21 protein-coding genes are annotated in these 16,193 nt (G+C 51.7%); 7 read left to right on the top strand and 14 right to left on the bottom strand.

What is annotated here, in order from left to right:
• Positions 1-3 precede the first annotated feature (3 nt).
• Together KNP68_RS02710 and KNP68_RS02705 are read right to left on the bottom strand one after the other, a co-directional pair.
• Positions 4-1,173, bottom strand: a complete 1,170-nt coding sequence (locus tag KNP68_RS02710; protein WP_214798571.1) for a GAF domain-containing protein — start codon at positions 1,171-1,173, stop codon at positions 4-6.
• Positions 1,174-1,332: 159 nt separating this feature from the next.
• Positions 1,333-2,160 carry a glycoside hydrolase family 191 protein gene (locus tag KNP68_RS02705; protein ID WP_240731278.1) on the bottom strand — a complete coding sequence of 276 codons (828 nt, stop codon included), beginning with the start codon at positions 2,158-2,160 and terminating at the stop codon, positions 1,333-1,335.
• A 104-nt stretch (positions 2,161-2,264) separates the two neighbouring features.
• On the opposite strand from KNP68_RS02705, the gene KNP68_RS02700 reads away from it, so the two are divergent.
• The gene (locus tag KNP68_RS02700) at positions 2,265-2,666 is read left to right on the top strand and encodes an ion channel (RefSeq protein WP_138858627.1); all 402 of its coding nucleotides are present in this window, start codon (positions 2,265-2,267) and stop codon (positions 2,664-2,666) included.
• Between the two features lie 13 nt (positions 2,667-2,679).
• On the opposite strand, the gene KNP68_RS02695 is transcribed toward KNP68_RS02700, so the two are convergent.
• Genes KNP68_RS02695 through KNP68_RS02685 form a run of 3 tightly spaced genes read right to left on the bottom strand, consistent with a single transcriptional unit; the run spans position 2,680 to position 4,319 of the window.
• Positions 2,680-2,832, bottom strand: a complete 153-nt coding sequence (locus KNP68_RS02695) for a hypothetical protein (protein ID WP_034779628.1) — start codon at positions 2,830-2,832, stop codon at positions 2,680-2,682.
• Positions 2,833-2,880: 48 nt separating this feature from the next.
• Complete coding sequence (locus KNP68_RS02690) at positions 2,881-3,720, bottom strand: aminoglycoside 6-adenylyltransferase (protein WP_214798568.1); 840 nt, start codon at positions 3,718-3,720, stop codon at positions 2,881-2,883.
• A complete protein-coding gene (locus KNP68_RS02685) occupies positions 3,717-4,319 on the bottom strand; it encodes a pentapeptide repeat-containing protein (protein ID WP_058765043.1) in 603 nt (200 codons plus the stop codon). The genes KNP68_RS02690 and KNP68_RS02685 overlap by 4 nt, the downstream gene beginning before the upstream one ends.
• A gap of 53 nt (positions 4,320-4,372) precedes the next feature.
• Between KNP68_RS02685 and KNP68_RS02680 the strand changes: the two genes are divergently transcribed.
• Positions 4,373-4,819 carry an NUDIX hydrolase gene (locus KNP68_RS02680; RefSeq protein ID WP_021065918.1) on the top strand — a complete coding sequence of 149 codons (447 nt, stop codon included), beginning with the start codon at positions 4,373-4,375 and terminating at the stop codon, positions 4,817-4,819.
• Here the strand turns inward: KNP68_RS02680 and KNP68_RS02675 are convergent.
• A complete protein-coding gene (locus KNP68_RS02675) occupies positions 4,790-5,500 on the bottom strand; it encodes a YjjG family noncanonical pyrimidine nucleotidase (RefSeq protein WP_131472193.1) in 711 nt (236 codons plus the stop codon). The two genes, KNP68_RS02680 and KNP68_RS02675, sit on opposite strands and share 30 nt — an antisense overlap.
• A 71-nt stretch (positions 5,501-5,571) precedes the next feature.
• Between KNP68_RS02675 and KNP68_RS02670 the strand changes: the two genes are divergently transcribed.
• Entirely contained in the window at positions 5,572-6,414 is an 843-nt protein-coding gene (locus KNP68_RS02670) for a GNAT family N-acetyltransferase (RefSeq protein WP_214798565.1), read from the top strand.
• 12 nt (positions 6,415-6,426) lie between these two features.
• Here KNP68_RS02670 and KNP68_RS02665 read toward each other — a convergent pair whose 3' ends face one another.
• Genes KNP68_RS02665 through KNP68_RS02650 form a run of 4 tightly spaced genes read right to left on the bottom strand, consistent with a single transcriptional unit; the run spans position 6,427 to position 8,873 of the window.
• Positions 6,427-7,374: an alpha/beta hydrolase gene (locus tag KNP68_RS02665; RefSeq protein WP_214798562.1), complete on the bottom strand. Its 948-nt coding sequence runs from the start codon at positions 7,372-7,374 to the stop codon at positions 6,427-6,429.
• 59 nt (positions 7,375-7,433) lie between these two features.
• Entirely contained in the window at positions 7,434-7,790 is a 357-nt protein-coding gene (locus KNP68_RS02660; RefSeq protein WP_214755976.1) for a hypothetical protein, read from the bottom strand.
• A complete protein-coding gene (locus KNP68_RS02655) occupies positions 7,790-8,545 on the bottom strand; it encodes an HAAS domain-containing protein (protein WP_021065913.1) in 756 nt (251 codons plus the stop codon). Before KNP68_RS02655 ends, KNP68_RS02660 begins: the two co-directional genes overlap by 1 nt.
• Entirely contained in the window at positions 8,520-8,873 is a 354-nt protein-coding gene (locus KNP68_RS02650; protein WP_128123661.1) for a PadR family transcriptional regulator, read from the bottom strand. Before KNP68_RS02650 ends, KNP68_RS02655 begins: the two co-directional genes overlap by 26 nt.
• A 170-nt stretch (positions 8,874-9,043) precedes the next feature.
• Between KNP68_RS02650 and KNP68_RS02645 the strand changes: the two genes are divergently transcribed.
• The gene (locus KNP68_RS02645; protein WP_029594491.1) at positions 9,044-10,501 is read left to right on the top strand and encodes an aldehyde dehydrogenase family protein; all 1,458 of its coding nucleotides are present in this window, start codon (positions 9,044-9,046) and stop codon (positions 10,499-10,501) included.
• 41 nt (positions 10,502-10,542) lie between these two features.
• On the opposite strand, the gene KNP68_RS02640 is transcribed toward KNP68_RS02645, so the two are convergent.
• The 4 genes from KNP68_RS02640 to KNP68_RS02625 form a co-directional block, all read right to left on the bottom strand.
• Positions 10,543-10,881: a zinc ribbon domain-containing protein YjdM gene (locus KNP68_RS02640; protein ID WP_214798559.1), complete on the bottom strand. Its 339-nt coding sequence runs from the start codon at positions 10,879-10,881 to the stop codon at positions 10,543-10,545.
• A gap of 66 nt (positions 10,882-10,947) precedes the next feature.
• Positions 10,948-11,460, bottom strand: a complete 513-nt coding sequence (locus KNP68_RS02635; protein WP_029594490.1) for a GNAT family N-acetyltransferase — start codon at positions 11,458-11,460, stop codon at positions 10,948-10,950.
• 111 nt (positions 11,461-11,571) lie between these two features.
• Complete coding sequence (locus KNP68_RS02630; RefSeq protein ID WP_021065908.1) at positions 11,572-11,898, bottom strand: four-helix bundle copper-binding protein; 327 nt, start codon at positions 11,896-11,898, stop codon at positions 11,572-11,574.
• Between the two features lie 81 nt (positions 11,899-11,979).
• On the bottom strand, positions 11,980-12,591 hold the full coding sequence (locus tag KNP68_RS02625; RefSeq protein ID WP_029594488.1) for a serine/threonine protein kinase: 612 nt from the start codon (positions 12,589-12,591) through the stop codon (positions 11,980-11,982).
• Positions 12,592-12,744: 153 nt separating this feature from the next.
• On the opposite strand from KNP68_RS02625, the gene KNP68_RS02620 reads away from it, so the two are divergent.
• From KNP68_RS02620 to KNP68_RS02610, 3 genes are all read left to right on the top strand, one after another.
• Positions 12,745-13,641 (top strand): aldo/keto reductase, encoded by an 897-nt coding sequence (locus KNP68_RS02620; RefSeq protein WP_021065906.1) that lies wholly within the window; start codon positions 12,745-12,747, stop codon positions 13,639-13,641.
• 286 nt (positions 13,642-13,927) lie between these two features.
• A complete protein-coding gene (locus KNP68_RS02615; RefSeq protein WP_371819309.1) occupies positions 13,928-15,202 on the top strand; it encodes a hypothetical protein in 1,275 nt (424 codons plus the stop codon).
• Positions 15,203-15,324: 122 nt separating this feature from the next.
• Positions 15,325-16,182, top strand: a complete 858-nt coding sequence (locus KNP68_RS02610; RefSeq protein WP_021065904.1) for a pirin family protein — start codon at positions 15,325-15,327, stop codon at positions 16,180-16,182.
• The last annotated feature ends 11 nt before the right edge of the window (positions 16,183-16,193 follow it).

Here is a 16,193-nt window from a genome sequence, read left to right as displayed (position 1 = left end):
CCGTCACACTCCCTTCTGGATCAAAATCCCTTCGATCCGGTCATAGATCCGTTGACGGTGTTCTTCACTCGTTCCTGGGAGTAAGAGCAACAGCTTGTTCTCATCCGGGTCATACCCGACGACATCGATCTCCCGTAAATAAGAATGGACGATGGCCTCGATACTCTCGAGTGAGACAGGCTCATAGCCGAGCGGATATTCGAGGACGATATACGGCTGTCCATGGTGAATCTTCTTTTGTTCTTGGATGGCGACGAGTTCTGTGAACGCTGTTTTCTTATAAAACGAGGTGCCTTTATGCATCTTCTCGTGCTGCTCTTTACGAATCAGGTTCTCGGCATTTTGAATGCGTGTGCCAATCCACGAGAAGAGGATATTGAGAACGTGCAAGTCATCGGTCGTCAATTTCCGAAGCGGCAACCGTTTGATGACGACGACTTCTCGGGTCATCCCGTCCACGATGATCGGTGCGAGCAACATCGGGTCCGTGTCCTCGTCGTCGAGTTGACGGAGCGTCGTCTCTTGCACTTGGAAGAACCGTTTGAACATACTCGACGCCTCATCGAGAAAAATCGTTTGCGGAAACTCTTTCTTGTCCGTTTGGCGAATCAAGAGGCGCATCGACTTCTGGGAACGGTCGACGTGGTAGATGGCGACGTCACTCGCGAGGAACGTTTTTTTCAACAGGCGAATCGTCTCGCTCCGAATCAATTCTGGATGCGGTAAATCAAGCGATACGGCCAGTTCATACAATTGGTTCAAGCTGTACTCGGATTGAAGTAGTTTTTGACGAAGTGTGGTTTGCGAAGTGTTGAGTAAATCGACGGTCTCTTTCAAATACGTGTTTTCATCTTTCAGTTCTTCGTTGCGGAACTGGCTGATTTCGTAACGCTCTCGAAATGAGGTGCTGAACAACCCGACGATGACAGTGATGGCGAAGTAGTAAAACAGTGTAAGAAGTGAGTTTGTATCGTAGAACAACAGGAAGATGTCTCCTCCCATTAAGCCGGTGTATAACACTTTATAGAGGAGCAAAATGCCGAAACTGATTAAGCCAAAAATCGTTCCATACCTGAGCGCGAACAGGATGGCGGCCACGTAAAACAAGTTCAGTTCATTTTGAATCGTGCCTAGGCTGAAGAATAAATCGATTCCGATCAATAGTGCGAACACGACAAGAATCTCGACCCATTTGAGCCATGGACGGTCTTGAGCGTACAGAATGATAATCCCCTCCTCATGGATAACATCTCTTCAGTTTTTAATGCGGGATGGTCCCCTGCCCTCGGACAGGTATACATAGTCCTTATCTTCCCTTACCCTAATTACCCCCTAAAAATCCCATGTATTGTAATATGTCGGTTCGTGATAATGGATGAATCCGTTCGCTTCGGCCATATCCCGACTTGTCGCCTCTTCTTGGTCTGAGACGGTGAGGACAGCGATTCCATATTCGTCTTGAATCGCGTTCATTCGATCGAGCATCTCCATCGACCAAGAGTCGGACGTGATTTCCGTGTAGTTAAAACCTTCCCACATGAAGCCTTCCACATAAGGCGCACTCGTTCGTTCAAGCGTCTCGATGCCCCAGTTTTGGACGACTGGGACGCCCGGATATGCCTTTTCAATCGCTTGTAAAAAGGCCTCGAGCCCAGCCAACTGTTCTTCTAAGTCGTCCGGATAGTCGAGGTGGACGTCATCGATATCCCCGACCGTGTCGAGAAAAATTCCGTCCAGATGTTTATTGATGACTTGTTTTTGAATTTCACGGATTAAAATTTTACGGAAGTCGGACGAGCTGATATCCGTCAAATACGAATCCCATTTCGGGAAATAGATGCGTTCCCCGTCCCGATAGAAGAAATCGTCTTTGTCCATTTGGCCGATGAGCGCACGATTCCACGTATCTGCTTCCATCACGTTAATATAGCCGAGCACTTTCGTCCCGTTCGAGCGGATCGTCTCAATCTGTTCCGGCGTATACCAAATCGGTTCGATGATGACGAGGTCGTATCGGGCCATGTCTTCAATGATCGCCTCGGTCGGCATGTTATAAAAAATCTTATAGGAATGGATCTCATCAAAATCAAACGGCTCTTTCGTCGTACATCCTCCTAAAAAGAAGATGAACAATAAGCCGCTCACTAAACATCGTCGCACTCGGACACCTCCTTGTTGAATGAATCCGTCTTGGTGTGAATCGGTCCGTTTGACGGTGAACGATCAGGGAAACAACATAGTACAGACTGTCACAGAAGGGAGAAATGGGCGTGAATTCCATTTTATTGACGATTGCCCTATTATTCGTCGGCTTGAACGTGTTTACCTTCTTTCGGCGCCAAACGTATAGACAGACCGGCTTCGATATGCGCTTGTTCAGCCACTTGTTCGTCAGCCTACTCGGCGTCATGATCGGGTTTGCCTTGATTTACTACGCGCTATCACGCGATGGCGTCATATTGGTGACGTCACTCGAGACGATGAACGCGGTCGATCCGAACTGGCGCAATCTGCTTTACTTCAGCGGGGTCACGTTGCTGTCTATCGGATTCGGCGACCTGCTGCCAATCGGTCCGGCCCGGTTGTTCGCCTTGCTCGAAGCGGCCATCGGGATTTTGTTGCCGACAGCATTTTTTGTAAAATCGATATACAAAAAAGAAGACTGAAGAAAACAGTCTTCTAACGTCCAGTAATCAGCAAATACATGTTGAAGGCGACAAGTCCAAGCGGAAATAAGGCCACGACTAAAATCGGCCATTTTTTCGTCCGGATGCCGACAAATAAGAGTAAACTCCCCACTAGGAGCGCGATGAACGTCGTATACGGATTCAAGCGTCATTCCCCCTTCTATAGAGGGGCTTTTCCCGACTCAACCGAAAACTAATCGTTTGAACACCAAAGCGTCGAAAAGGCGTCACGAATTCGTCGGGCTTCCATCTCCGCAAACGGATATCCGGCTTGGTCGGCCACGCGGCGACTGACACATTCAAATTGTTCCACCAACGTCGCATGGGCCGTTTCCATCGCTGTCACTTCGACCAAAGTGTATGTATCAAGATAAGCCTGCCATACTTCAGGGGCCAGATGCTTCTCAAGCCCATCCCCAGACTTTCCTCCGTTCGCCGTAAAGTTTGTCGCAAAGCCGACGTCCCATGCAAGCATCTGCCGGAGCATCGTTCGCATGATCGTCACATGGTCGAAAGCGTATAACAGTTGACCCCGCTTGATACCTTTGACGACGTAAAGCGACACCCACCAAAACTCGTTCCAACACTGCTCATAGTCAAATCGGCTCGGTCGGTGGATGCGGTACGTGTCATCAGATGGAATCGGTTCACCGGCAATCCCGTCTTTATCGACGAGGACGAGACTGAGTGAGTCCGCTTGAATCGCCTGTTGCACGTCACGCAGCGGGCGAACGGTCAAATCGACGCGATGACCGGCTGCAAACTGGACGAGAAACGCGAAACGCTCATATTCGTCGCCTCCCGGCACCTCGTCCGGCATCTGCATGATCAAGACGTCCCCGAGCGGCAGCATCCAGGAACGGTCCTCGATGAACGTGGTCACGTCTTCGACGAAACAAGTGACATCGACGTCTTGAAAGAAGTCCACCGGCACGTTCGGATTGACGAGCGACCCGTTCAAGACGAGGACGCGGACGTCTTCCCGCTCCGCGGCCACGGACGTCAAATGCTCGAGCACTTGCTCATTGGTCATATGACGTTCGCCCCGAGCGAGCGGGCGATTTGGACGGCCTGTATCACATCGATCGTCGCTTGTTTCAGGATGACGTCCGAGAAATCGACCCCGTCCATCTCGGCCCCTACAAAATCGGCACCGGTGCAATCCGCGTGCTGCAACACGGCGCGGGACAAGACGGCGTTCGTCCAGCGTGATTCTTTCAAATCCGCACCGTATAAATCGGCCTCGGTCAACCGGACACCGGACCAATCCATCTTCCGGAGCGGGGCGTGACGCAGATTGACGAACGACCAATCTCCTTCACGCACGACGACCCCTTCGAACGTGCATGACTCGAACGACGAGCCTGTCATCTTGCACTGATCGAACTCGCTCAAAAACAGATTCGCCCCATTGAACTGACAGTTCAAGAACGAGCTGCCGCTGTGGCGCGAGGCGTTCCACTTCGAATCGGTGAAGTCACAGTTGATGAAACGACACTGTTCGGTCTCGAACTCGGTCGCATCGATATAGGTGAAGCGACAGTTCTCGAACGTCGTCTGCGTAAGTTGGATGTCACGGAGCGTCTCGTCGCGGAAGTCCTCACCTTTATAACTCTCATTTGATTGAAACATGACCTGCCTCCTTGGCGTATACTTGATGTAGCTTAAGGAATGGAGTGATGAAAATGGATATCGTATTTCCGACCGAGCACGGCACGTTCAATTATCGCGTTGCCGGCATCTGGGTCCAGGACGGTCATTTGCTCGTTCATCGGAACGTGAACGATGACTTTTGGGCGTTGCCGGGCGGCCGGGTCGGCATCGGCGAAGAAGCCGAGCTCGCCTTGACGCGTGAGCTGCAAGAAGAACTCGAAGCGACACTGACGGGAACGACGTTCGCTTTCGTCTCCGAAAATTTCTTCACGTATTTGGAGCGCACCGTGCATGAGATCGGCATGTACTTTTATGTATCGGGTGACCTCCCGCTCCGGCATGGAGACTTCCACGGACCGGAAGGCGATCACCTCATCTATCGTTGGCAGCCGCTCGACGCGCTCCGGGACTTGAAACTCTTCCCGGAGACACTCTATGCGTTGCCGCAATCACTGCCGCCCCACTTTATCGATCGCTGAGCTTGATAGAATCGACTTCAACTCGTGCAAGTCTTGAATCTCATATGTCGTCTCGACCGACGCCGCAATCTCGTGCGGATTGTACCAGCACGTGTCGAGCCCATACATGCGCCCGCCGGCGATATCTGCCGTCAGCGAGTCACCGACGATGAGTCCACGTTGCGGTGCCACGTTCGGCACGCGGTCGAACACGTAATCGAAGAACGGTTTCATCGGCTTTTGCGATCCGGTCGCATCCGAGACGAACACATCCTTGAAATAAGGAAGCAGTCCCGACGCTTCGAGCCGCTTGAACTGCGTCTCCGTCACACCGTTCGTGACGATATAGAGCGGATACTGTTCACTGAGCGTTTGGACGAGCTCGAGTGCCCCATCGATGATGTGTACCCCGTCGTGCAAATGGTCGCGATAGCGCTGTTCGACTTCATGCGCGTCGATTGTGATGCCGAGCGTATCGAACAGTTGCGTGTGTCGGCCCATTAAGACGTCTTCCCGTCCGACCTCGCCACGCTCGAACGCGCGCCATAATCCGTTATTGATCGTCACGTACTGTTGTTTCAATTCATCTGTCATCCGAACGTTGTGTGCCGCGAGCAACTGCTCCAAGGCGACGTGCTCGCTCTGTTTAAAGTCGAGCAACGTGTCGTCGACATCGAATAAAATCGCTTCATACCGTTTCATAATCTCTATTACCCCTCTCTGCCTCTAATGTACAGGAATAGACATAGAAGTTCAAAAAAGGAGCGAGCCCTATGCCCAAAAAGCCAATCACCAACCTCGAGTATTCGAACAAAGAACTCGAATCGTTTTTTTACTTTGCCGATGAGACATTCGGCATCGATTTTCGCGAGTGGTACAAAGCTGGCGAATGGACTGACCACTATCGCTGTTATTCATTGACGTTCTATCGGAATGTCATCTCGAACGTCGGGATGAGCCGAATGACAGTGATGATGGACGGAACCGCGCGCGAAGCGTATCAAATCGGAACGGTCATGACGGACGAGATCCGACAAGGACAAGGGCTCGCCACCCGCATCTTTAAGCATTTGTTCAAGCAGCATGACACGGATGGGTTACCTTATTTTTTGGCTTGTGACGAAGGGGTTGCACCATTTTACGAGCAACAGGGGTTCTCCGTCCAACCCGAACCGGAGCTATTCGTTTCAGTCTCGGGATCGGCTTCCCTACTCGAACATGTTGACGTCGATGCCGAACAGTGGCGTCGTTTCAAACTAGAGTCACTCCCGTTTTCACCGCGTCTGTATACGACAGACGACATGCACATTTGGATGTTCCATTACTATCAAGGGATGGACGAGGACGTGTATCGTTTCGATGACGTCCATGTCATTTATATGATTGAGCGCTCGCGCTTAAACTTGTATGCCGTGCTGTCGCCGCGGCCTGTCGATATGCGTGACGTCGTGGCCCGGCTCTCCTTTGAAGGCATCACCGAAATCGTCTTTAAATTCACGCCGGACCTGGACGGTGTGGAGCAACGTCCGTCCCGCGAAGGCCAATGGATGATTCGCATGAACGAAGGACAATTTTTCCCGGAAGGTTGTCGCTTTCCTTATTTATCGAAAGCATGAAAAAAACTCGCCTTAGGGGCGAGTTTTTTGCGTATGAAAGGCATGTCCGAGCGACTGCGCCGCTTCTTTGACGGCTCGTCGCGCTTCCGGAACGTATGCGTAGTAGTTGACGAAGCCGTGGATGAGTCCTCCGTAATTGTGATACGTCACCGGGACACCGAGACTAATCAATTTATTGGCGTACGCTCGGCCGAGGTCACGGAGCGGGTCATATTCTGCCGTCAACAGCGTCGTCGGCGGCAGTTTCGCCAAATGTGGCGAAACGATCGGCGAGGCGTAGGGGTGGGTCAATTCAGTCTCGTCATGAAAGTATTGGTGTTGGAACCAACGAATCAACGCCTCGTCGAGCAAATAGCCGGTCGCATACTCGATTAACGATAACGGCAGATTCTCCTCGGTCCCCGTCACCGGATAAAATAACAGCTGATGCATGGCGAGGGGACGGCCTTGCTCGATGGCCATCAAAGCGCTGACCGTGGCGAGCGTCCCCCCAGCGCTGTCACCGCCGACGGCGATGCGCTCGGCATCGATTTCGAGTTCCGAGGCGTGATCCGCAATCCAAACGAACGCCTCATAGCTGTCGTAGACGGCTGTCGGGAATTTATGTTCCGGCGCGAGTCGATAACCGACCGAGATGACGGTACAGTCGGCCTCATTCGCGATCGTCCGGCAAATCGCATCATGCGTGTCGAGACTCCCCGTGACATAGCCACCCCCGTGATAATAGACGAGGGCAGGGGCAAACGTTCGACTCGATCGATAGATGCGGATTGGAAGTGAGCGATTCGGGAGCGTGATCCAGCGCTCCTCGACATCAAGCACATGTTCTCTATGTTGAAATCGGGTCATCATTGCGTCTTCTTGTCGTCTTAATTCGAGCGGATCCAATTGGTCATATGTGGTCGAGAGCTGATTTTGAAACTGGTTCAAATAAAATTGAATCGTCGGATTGACTGGCAATGGGAATCCCTTCTTTCTCTTTTAGGCGTTCAGTTGCCTATTCCCAGCCGCGTCCGACCTTAAGCAGATTCACGTGCTTTTTGCAAAGCACGACGATACATATACGCCAAAACGACACCACTCGCGTAAACAATGGTCCAGACATTCACGAGGATAGACTGGCCAATCGGCTTGAAGAAATAATCCCACGCCCCATCGACGTGCCAAACCATCGCCGTGGAAATGACATACGATACGATGAGCCCACATGCGAGCCACGGGACCATCCCACGCCGCCCAAACCACCACACACTCGACCACACGATCGCTGGAATCAGAAGATAACCGAGCGCATTCCCCCATAGAAAGTCTGCCGCTGTCACGAAAAAGCCCCACGGCAGACACAAGATCGCGACAAAAATGATTCGTCCGAGCATCATGCTTGCCCCTGTTGATTCTTTTTCCACCAGACGAACAAGAAGACCCCCATCCCGACGAACAGAATCAGCATCGAGAAAATAAGTTGTTGCTCGAGCGGCAAACTCGTCTGGGCAAACGCGTATTGTGGTCCGAATAAGAGAATCGGAATGATCAGATTGATCCATGTCTTCGTCCACACCGAGACAGTGAGCAACGTGACGACGGCCAGTCCGAACAATACGAGTTGACCGGTTGGACCGAACACGATCGTCGGGGTCTCGACGAAGATGTCGAGTATCATCAGCCCGAGGAACAATGTCATCGGCAGCGCAGCGAGCGTGATGTACGTCGCCCCATTTTTAAATTTGCTTTCTTTTGAGCGGACCGACATGTGGCGGAACGCTTGTGAGGCGGCCAGCAAGAACAGGACGGCGATGAGCGGGAACCCAATCAACTGGACCGTCGAGAATGTCATCTCGCCTTGAATGAAATTAGCGATGATGATGTAGGCGAACACGTTCGGAATGATCATCGCAACAATTTTGACGAATCCCTTCACGTCAAACGTCATCTCGCTTCCGAGGTGTTGCATGTAGTCTTTCGGGCTCTGGCCGACGACCTCGTCCACACCTTTTCCCGCTCGTTCCGCTTCTTCGAGATGGTCTTTTAACTCCTCGACAACTTCTTTTACTTCATCTTCCGATTTCCCGCTCGACATGAGATATACCGCCAAGTCATCCAAAAAATCACGACTCTTTTTTGAAAGTTCCATCTTCATTCCCCTCTCCGAGTACGCGGTCGACACCGCTTGACACTTCCGCCCAACGTTGTTTGAAGGCCAGCAACTCTTGGTGCCCCGCCTCCGTCAAAATGTAATATTTTCGTTTCGGTCCCCCTGATGGTAACGCTTTTTGGACCGTCTCGACCCACCCTTCTTTCTTCATCCGTAACAGGACCGGGTAAATACTGCCCTCACTCACCATCGTGAATCCGTACGCCTGCAACTTCTCCGACATCTCATAGCCGTACGTCTCTCCTTTATCGATGATGGCCAACAGGCAACCTTCGAGCAATCCTTTTAACATTTGACTCATCGCCATGGCGTATCCTCACTTTCACCAAACTAACTTGTTATACATAATAGTAATGGAAGGAGCTACCATTTGCAACTACTTTGTAAAACAAGTTAGTTGCGCATCGATAGGTTTAATTTTTCAAATCAGGTGAATACTTCTTAAGGTGAAGCAAAAAGATAAAGGAGTGTTTGAACATGCATACCGATTTTACGAAGATGTACATTGATGGCCAATGGGTCGAAGGATCAAGCGACAAATCGATCGATAACACCAACCCGTTCACGGACGAGACATTGTTCTCGATTCGTTCGGCCGACGAGTCTGATCTCGACAAGGCTTATGCCGTTGCGAAAGAAGCACAAACCGAATGGGCGACGATGCTGCCACAAAATCGACGGGCCTTGATTGAGAAGTTCGCCGAAGTGACGTTACAACATAAAGAAGACATCATCGAGTGGCTCGTCAAAGAATCGGGTAGCACACGTATCAAAGCAGAAGGTGAATTTTTAGCATCGATGGCGATCATCAAAGAAGCGGCGACGTTCCCGTTCCGCATGGACGGACTCATCAAGCCGTCAATCGTCCCGAACAAAGAGAACCGGGTTTACCGGAAACCGCTCGGTGTCATCGGCGTCATCAGCCCATGGAACTTCCCGTTCCACCTCGCGGTCCGCTCAATCGTCTCCGCGCTCGCGACGGGCAATACCGTCGTCGTCAAACCGGCGACAGCGACACCGGTCACAGGTGGTCTCCTGTTCGCCTCGTTATTTGAAGAGGCGGGTCTTCCGAAAGGCGTCTTGAACGTCGTCGTCGGTCGCGGTTCGGAGATTGGGGACGCCATCGTCGAGCATCCGGTGCCAAAACTCATTTCGTTCACTGGTTCGACCGAGGTCGGCAAAGGCATCGCCGAGAAGGCCGGACGCCTGTTGAAGAAAACAGCGCTCGAACTCGGCGGGAATAACGTCTTCGTCGTGTTAGACGACGCCGACATCGACCGTGCCGTCGAATCGGCCGTCTACTCGAAGTTCTATCATCAAGGGCAAATCTGTATGTCGACGAACCGGATTCTCGTCGCCGAGTCGATTCACGATGCGTTCCTTGAAAAATTTGTGGAGCGGGTTCGCGCCTTGAAGTTCGGCAACCCGAACGAATCGGATACACAAGTCGGGCCGCTCATCGATCACGATCAAGTCGACCGCATCCTCGATCAAATCAAGCAGACGGTCGACGCCGGTGCGACGCTCCAGGTCGGCGGCAACGCTGACGGGAACGTGCTCGAGCCGACCGTCGTGAGCGGTGTCACAAATGACATGCCACTCGCGAAAAATGAGATTTTCGGACCGGTCGCCGTCATTCTGTCGTTCAAAGATGACGCCGAGGCGCTGAAACTCTCGAACGAACTCCCGTACGGACTGAGCGGTGCCGTCCACGGTTCAATCTATCGCGCGACCGAGTTCGCCCGCCAAGTCGAGACGGGGATGATTCACGTCAACGACCAATCGGTGAACGATGAGCCGCACTTGCCGTTCGGTGGTGAGAAAGATTCTGGTCTTGGCCGTTTCAACGGCGAATGGGTGCTTGAGGAGTTCACGACGCTCCAATGGGTATCGGTCATGCATGAACGCCGTGAATACAAACCATTTTTCTCATAAGCACAAAAAACTGTTTCGGTCCGTGGACCGAAACAGTTTTTTTATACCTTCTTGACGAATTCTGATTTGAGCTTCATCGCACCGAAGCCGTCAATCTTGCAGTCGATGTCATGGTCCCCGTCGACGAGACGGATGCCTTTCACTTTCGTGCCTTGTTTGACGACGAGCGACGTCCCTTTCACCTTTAAATCTTTGATGACCGTGACCGTGTCCCCGTCTTGGAGCACGTTTCCGTTCGCGTCTTTGATTTGCGCGTCCGCTTCTGCTTCAGCCGACTCACTCGGTGACCACTCGTACGCACATTCTGGACAGACGAGCAAGCTCCCGTCCTCATACACGTAAGACGATTGACACTTCGGACAATTCGGTAGTTCTGTCATGCTGATTCCTCCATTCGATTCACTGTCCCCAGTATACCGTATTTTCGGAACGTCGACAGCTAGCGGTCAGCCTTCTTGCGGAGCCTCGGGGCCTTTCAAATCGAGTTGATAAAACGATAAGTCGAGCCACTTTCCGAACTTGTAGCCGGCTTTTTTAATCGTACCGGAATGGACGAACCCTAACTTTTCATGTGCTTTGACGCTCGCGATATTGGCTGCATCGATGCCACCAATCATCGTCTTCACATCCCGCTCTTCACCGATGCGGATGATTTCTCGGAGCAGCTTGTTGCCGATGCCTTTGCTGCGGTATCCAGGATGGACGTACACCGAGTGTTCGACCGTATAATGATAGGCCGGCCAAGGACGAAACGGTCCAAACGTGGCAAAGCCCATCACGACATCCCCTTCCTCCCATACGATGATTGGAAGTCCGGCCGCTTTTTTCTCCTCGTACCAAGCGATTCGATTTTGAAGCGTCACCGGTTCGTAGTGATAGACGGCGGTACTGTTGACGATGGCATCATTATAAATATGTAAGACAGCTTGAAGATCATCTCGACGACAATTGCGAATCATGAGAACACCACTTTCATACGTTTTCTTCATTATACTTATCTCGATTTCAAAATACACCTGGCGATTCGCTCCCACATAAAAAAGTCAGCCGTTTTGACTGACTTTTTCACATTATGCTGCCAAACGATCGCACATCGAGGCGCACTCGACACAGACGCGCGCACATTCTTGGCAATGGGCATGCTTATGTTTCTCGCATTCCTGGGCACACGCCTTACAGACGACCGCACAAGCCCGGGCGAGTTCGGGCACGAACGCCGAATCTCGCGTCATCGCCTCGGCGAGAAACGAACAGATGGCGGCGCACTCCCGGTCGAGCCGGATGCAGTCAACCATCATCTTAACGTCATGTTCTTCCAGGCACGACTCGAGACAGTAATTACACGTCTCCACACAATCACGTAACGTCTCCAGTTCATTTGCATAAATCCGATGCATACAATCAGCCTCCTTTTCCAAAACGAAGTGACAGTCACATCCTCTTTGTTCCCTAATCTTCAAAAGAAAAACGACCGTCGACTAGTGTCTCGGGTCGTTCACAAACGTACGGTATAAATAGGCGACTCCGTTCAACAAACGCTCTGAATAGCGCTTCGGCATGAAACGGAGCCGATAAAACCGATACATCCGCTTCAAGTCTTCCCATTGGTGATCGACGTGCTGTCCTTGGCGGAAGCGGGCCAAGTCGATTAAATAAATACGGCCTTCCGGCGTCAAAATCAAATTGCGCAAATGAACGTCCGATGGCGTCAGCCCGAGGTTTCGTGCCGCGATGAGCGCTGCATCGACTTGCTGAATGTACGACGCATCAATCCAAATTCCTTCCGTCAAACATTCGAATAGCGTCTTGCCCTCGATGTAGTCGATGACGATATAATTCACACCTGCTTCATACAAGCGTGGGAATTGAGGTAACCCTTCGAGCGTTCGATAAATCACAGCCTCTTCAGCTGCGATATGCGTATAATCCGGAAAGAACACTTTGATGACGAGTCGCGTGTCTTTTATGCGAAACACGGCGGCACTGCGCCCAATCCCGTGCAGTTCGAGATCGGCATGAGCGGCGGTCACGTATGTTTCCTGACCTTGTTGCTCAAACGTGACGTTCGCATATTGTTCGTAATGATTCATAAGTCACTCCTCTTTTTCTAATCATCTCTGTCTCATCATAACTGAAATCGCTTTAGTTTGACTCGGTTCATGTCCTTCCAATACGCCCCAAAAGTGACGCCCTCCTGTTTTATCCTTATAATGAAAGCGACAAACAATGAGGAGGAACTTACCATGCAACGCATCGAACTGACAGAAGACTTATCATTCTCACGAATCATTCACGGCATGTGGCGTTTGGCCGAATGGGACATGAGCCCGCAGGAACGCCTCACTTTCATCGAACAATGTATCGAACTCGGCATCACGACGTTCGATCACGCTGATATATACGGTGGCTATACGTGTGAAGGATTGTTCGGCGAAGCGCTTCGTCTCAAGCCATCACTCCGCGATCAAATCGAGATTGTGACGAAGACCGGCATCAAGCTGACAGGCTCTTTCAACCCTGGCCAATCCATCAACCATTATGATACGACGAAAGAACATATCATCCGTCAAGCCGAGCGCTCGCTACAGGAGCTCGCCATCGATCAGATTGACACGCTTTTGATTCACCGTCCCGACCCGCTCATGGACCCGGACGAAGTCGCCGAGGCGTTCATCACGTTGCAACGAAGCGGAAAAGTGCGTACGTTCGGGGTCTCGAACCATGTGCCGGCAACCCAACAGTTGTTACAGTCACGTTTACCGTTCCAACTCGTGACGAACCAGCTTGAGCTCTCACCGATGCAACTGAAGCATTTTGAAGATGGTACTGTCGACCTATGCCACGAGAAACGGATGCCACTCATGGCGTGGAGCCCTCTCGCCGGCGGACAACTGTTCACCGAGGCCGCTTACGCACCGCTTCGTGAAAAATTGGAGGAAATCAGCGATCGACATCAAGCGGGCGGCATCGACGCCGTCGTCTACGCGTGGCTCTTGAAGCACCCGGCCAAGATCATGCCGATCGTCGGATCTGGGAAAATTGAACGAGTTCGGACCGCCGTCGATGCGCTTCAGATTGACCTGACGCGAGAAGAATGGTTCGAAATTTTGAAGGCGGCCCGTGGTCGCGACGTGGATTGAAGGTAAAAATAAACAAATAACCCCTTTTTAATTCCATTTTGTTATTTTCGACGATTTTCGTCATTTTCAAGAACGTCTACATCACAACGTTCATTCGTCAAAAATCGACACGTGTCAAATGGAGAAATTCCATTTCATATCCATAAGTGTAAAACAAGCCCGTTCAGTTCAAGTGGAGCGGGTTTTTTGATTTTTTTAAAAAAAATCGCATTAATTTTCCTAAGACTATAGTCACAAAAAAATGGTGCTAAAATGATGAAAGTTAATCATTAAAGGAGTGCACCCTGTGAAAAAGTACCTGATTCTTTGTACGCTCGCCATGTTGTTCGTCCTGTTCGGATGCGAAGAAGAACATGCATTTCGTTTACATACGGCTCCAGAGTACTATCAAGGTCGCGCCTCTCTGCCTTCTGGTCAACAAATCGAGATGACCGAGTCCGACCGGACGAACGTCCTTGATGCCTGTTACCCAGAGGACGCCATCACCCGTGTGCCTGACGGAGAGCGTCTCTTGATTGGCACGGTCAAATTGAGCCAACCGCTTACGACGACGGCCTCGACCGAAGTCTTTCCGACCGCCACATTTTTTGAAGTGGAAAATCAAACCTACGTCCAATGCCAAGGCGACACCATCACCTATATGAAACAAATCGATGCGTTGCCGGATAGTCTCACTCCGTACCGCGACCAAGCCGTCTCATCATCCGCGACGTCGAAGCTTCGAGTTGCGCAACCGCACGAGCAAGTCCATTTCACCGAAGAGATGAAAAAACCGGTCGGCAATGAGCCTTATCCAAAACGTCACGGTTTCGAACAGACGCTCGTCCACGTGACGATGCCGTTCAACGGTTCGTTCGAATTCACGTTCGAGTCACCCGAATCGCGTGAGACCATCACGTTGCCCATCAACGAATCGTCACGTCAACCGTTCCTGTCCCTCGGCTTAGGGACCGAAGTGTCTCAAGACACGCAACAGTACGGGCTCCATCTGTCATCCGATCAGACGTTATATGAGGACGTCCTGCGACCGCAGGATGCCACCTACGATCGAATGCTCGGGGCACGGCAGGCGAGCACGCTCCCGACCAAACTCGTTCCGAACGAGCGCTATCCACTGTTCAGTTTCTCCTTCATCCGCGATGGCAAACCTTATAAACAAGTCGTTTCTATCACCTATAAAGAAGAGACGTTGTTGCACGGCGACCGCTTGAAAACAAAAATGCGGCAACAATTCGCCAATCGACGTCACGTCGTCGCCCATGAACTGGCTCTAATCGGCACAGAATCAAAAGATGCACCGTTCTTGCATCATGCCAACGCCGAGACCGTCCAGTTCGTGTTTCAAGCCATCGATCGCTCAAAAGCCGTGGCCACGGCCGGAACCCCAGCGCCGACCCCTTATTTGACGGTGTTCGAGGGCATTTGTGCTCAAACGTTCGATCTCAGTTACACGGAAGACGATGTAATTTTGACAAACACGAAGACAGGCTCACATTTCAAATTGCTCCGCGCCGATGCCGAACGGTGGCGCGACCTTTCCATCGGACAAGCAAACAACTGACGACACTTTTCAAGCCAGACTGGCTCACCGGTCTGGCTTTACACGTTATATAGGCAAAATCGGAAAGCCTCCTTGGCTCGCTATGCGACAATGACAACAAACAGTGCAAAGGAGAGAGTGTGATGACGAAACGATTCGAGCGCGACGTCGCCAGCCATTGGCCGGTCGCCTATAAACAAAACGGATATCCGCACGTGCAGCAGGGTTGGGTCTTGCCTCCGGAACGAAAAGACGAGTTCGACCCGTTCATCTTGATGGCCGAGGACTGGTTCAAGCGGGGAACGTTCTCTGACCATCCTCACCGCGGCTTCCAGACCATTACCTACGTGATTGACGGACGACTTGAACATATCGACAACCATGGCGGACATTCGATTTTAGATGCGGGTGACGTTCAATATATGAATGCGGGCTGGGCGGCACGTCATGCCGAGGAGGCCGTCGACGACGACTTGATTCATACGCTTCAACTATGGCTCAACTTGCCGAAAACACTTAAAACGACGACGACATCTTACCAAAACGTATATGTCGAAGAGGCACCGCTCGTGCCGATTGACGGAGGACACGTGCGTGTCTATTCGGGTGACATCGCCGGAGTGACCGGACCGATGGACAGTCTCGTCCCCATCACGATGAGCGAAGTGAGCTTACAGAGTGGGGCCGCCTATGAGCACATCATCCCGACGAATCATAACGCTTTCGTCTACGTTCTCGCGGGTTCCCTCGAACTCGGAACATCAGCGACACCGCTTGCGAAGACGCACGCGGCGACGCTCACGTACGATGAGACGAGTGACGGTGAGAGCGTGGTCCGCCTCAAAGCGACGTCACGTGCGAAACTGCTCATCTACTCAGGTAAGCCGATTCGGGAAGACTATATCGCCCACGGTCCGTTCGTCATGAACACCGAAGAGGAGATTCGTCAGGCGTTCCGCGACTACCATGCCGGTGGTTTCGGTCCCCCGGCCGTCAAATAAAATAAGCCGCG

The organism is Exiguobacterium sp. s50 (assembly GCF_018618175.1).
In the GTDB taxonomy this organism is placed as follows: domain Bacteria; phylum Bacillota; class Bacilli; order Exiguobacteriales; family Exiguobacteriaceae; genus Exiguobacterium; species Exiguobacterium chiriqhucha.
Note: the sequence above shows the minus strand (reverse complement) of the source record. Positions and strands in the feature narration are given on the sequence as shown.

Coding starts and splice junctions, on each gene's coding strand:
- KNP68_RS02700 (WP_138858627.1), top strand. CDS start 2,265: ATGGGCGTGAATTCCATTTTATTGACGATTGCCCTATTATTCGTCGGC.
- KNP68_RS02690 (WP_214798568.1), bottom strand. CDS start 3,720: ATGACCAATGAGCAAGTGCTCGAGCATTTGACGTCCGTGGCCGCGGAG.
- KNP68_RS02685 (WP_058765043.1), bottom strand. CDS start 4,319: ATGTTTCAATCAAATGAGAGTTATAAAGGTGAGGACTTCCGCGACGAG.
- KNP68_RS02680 (WP_021065918.1), top strand. CDS start 4,373: ATGGATATCGTATTTCCGACCGAGCACGGCACGTTCAATTATCGCGTT.
- KNP68_RS02675 (WP_131472193.1), bottom strand. CDS start 5,500: ATGAAACGGTATGAAGCGATTTTATTCGATGTCGACGACACGTTGCTC.
- KNP68_RS02670 (WP_214798565.1), top strand. CDS start 5,572: ATGCCCAAAAAGCCAATCACCAACCTCGAGTATTCGAACAAAGAACTC.
- KNP68_RS02660 (WP_214755976.1), bottom strand. CDS start 7,790: ATGCTCGGACGAATCATTTTTGTCGCGATCTTGTGTCTGCCGTGGGGC.
- KNP68_RS02655 (WP_021065913.1), bottom strand. CDS start 8,545: ATGGAACTTTCAAAAAAGAGTCGTGATTTTTTGGATGACTTGGCGGTA.
- KNP68_RS02650 (WP_128123661.1), bottom strand. CDS start 8,873: ATGGCGATGAGTCAAATGTTAAAAGGATTGCTCGAAGGTTGCCTGTTG.
- KNP68_RS02645 (WP_029594491.1), top strand. CDS start 9,044: ATGCATACCGATTTTACGAAGATGTACATTGATGGCCAATGGGTCGAA.
- KNP68_RS02640 (WP_214798559.1), bottom strand. CDS start 10,881: ATGACAGAACTACCGAATTGTCCGAAGTGTCAATCGTCTTACGTGTAT.
- KNP68_RS02635 (WP_029594490.1), bottom strand. CDS start 11,460: ATGATTCGCAATTGTCGTCGAGATGATCTTCAAGCTGTCTTACATATT.
- KNP68_RS02630 (WP_021065908.1), bottom strand. CDS start 11,898: ATGCATCGGATTTATGCAAATGAACTGGAGACGTTACGTGATTGTGTG.
- KNP68_RS02625 (WP_029594488.1), bottom strand. CDS start 12,591: ATGAATCATTACGAACAATATGCGAACGTCACGTTTGAGCAACAAGGT.
- KNP68_RS02620 (WP_021065906.1), top strand. CDS start 12,745: ATGCAACGCATCGAACTGACAGAAGACTTATCATTCTCACGAATCATT.
- KNP68_RS02610 (WP_021065904.1), top strand. CDS start 15,325: ATGACGAAACGATTCGAGCGCGACGTCGCCAGCCATTGGCCGGTCGCC.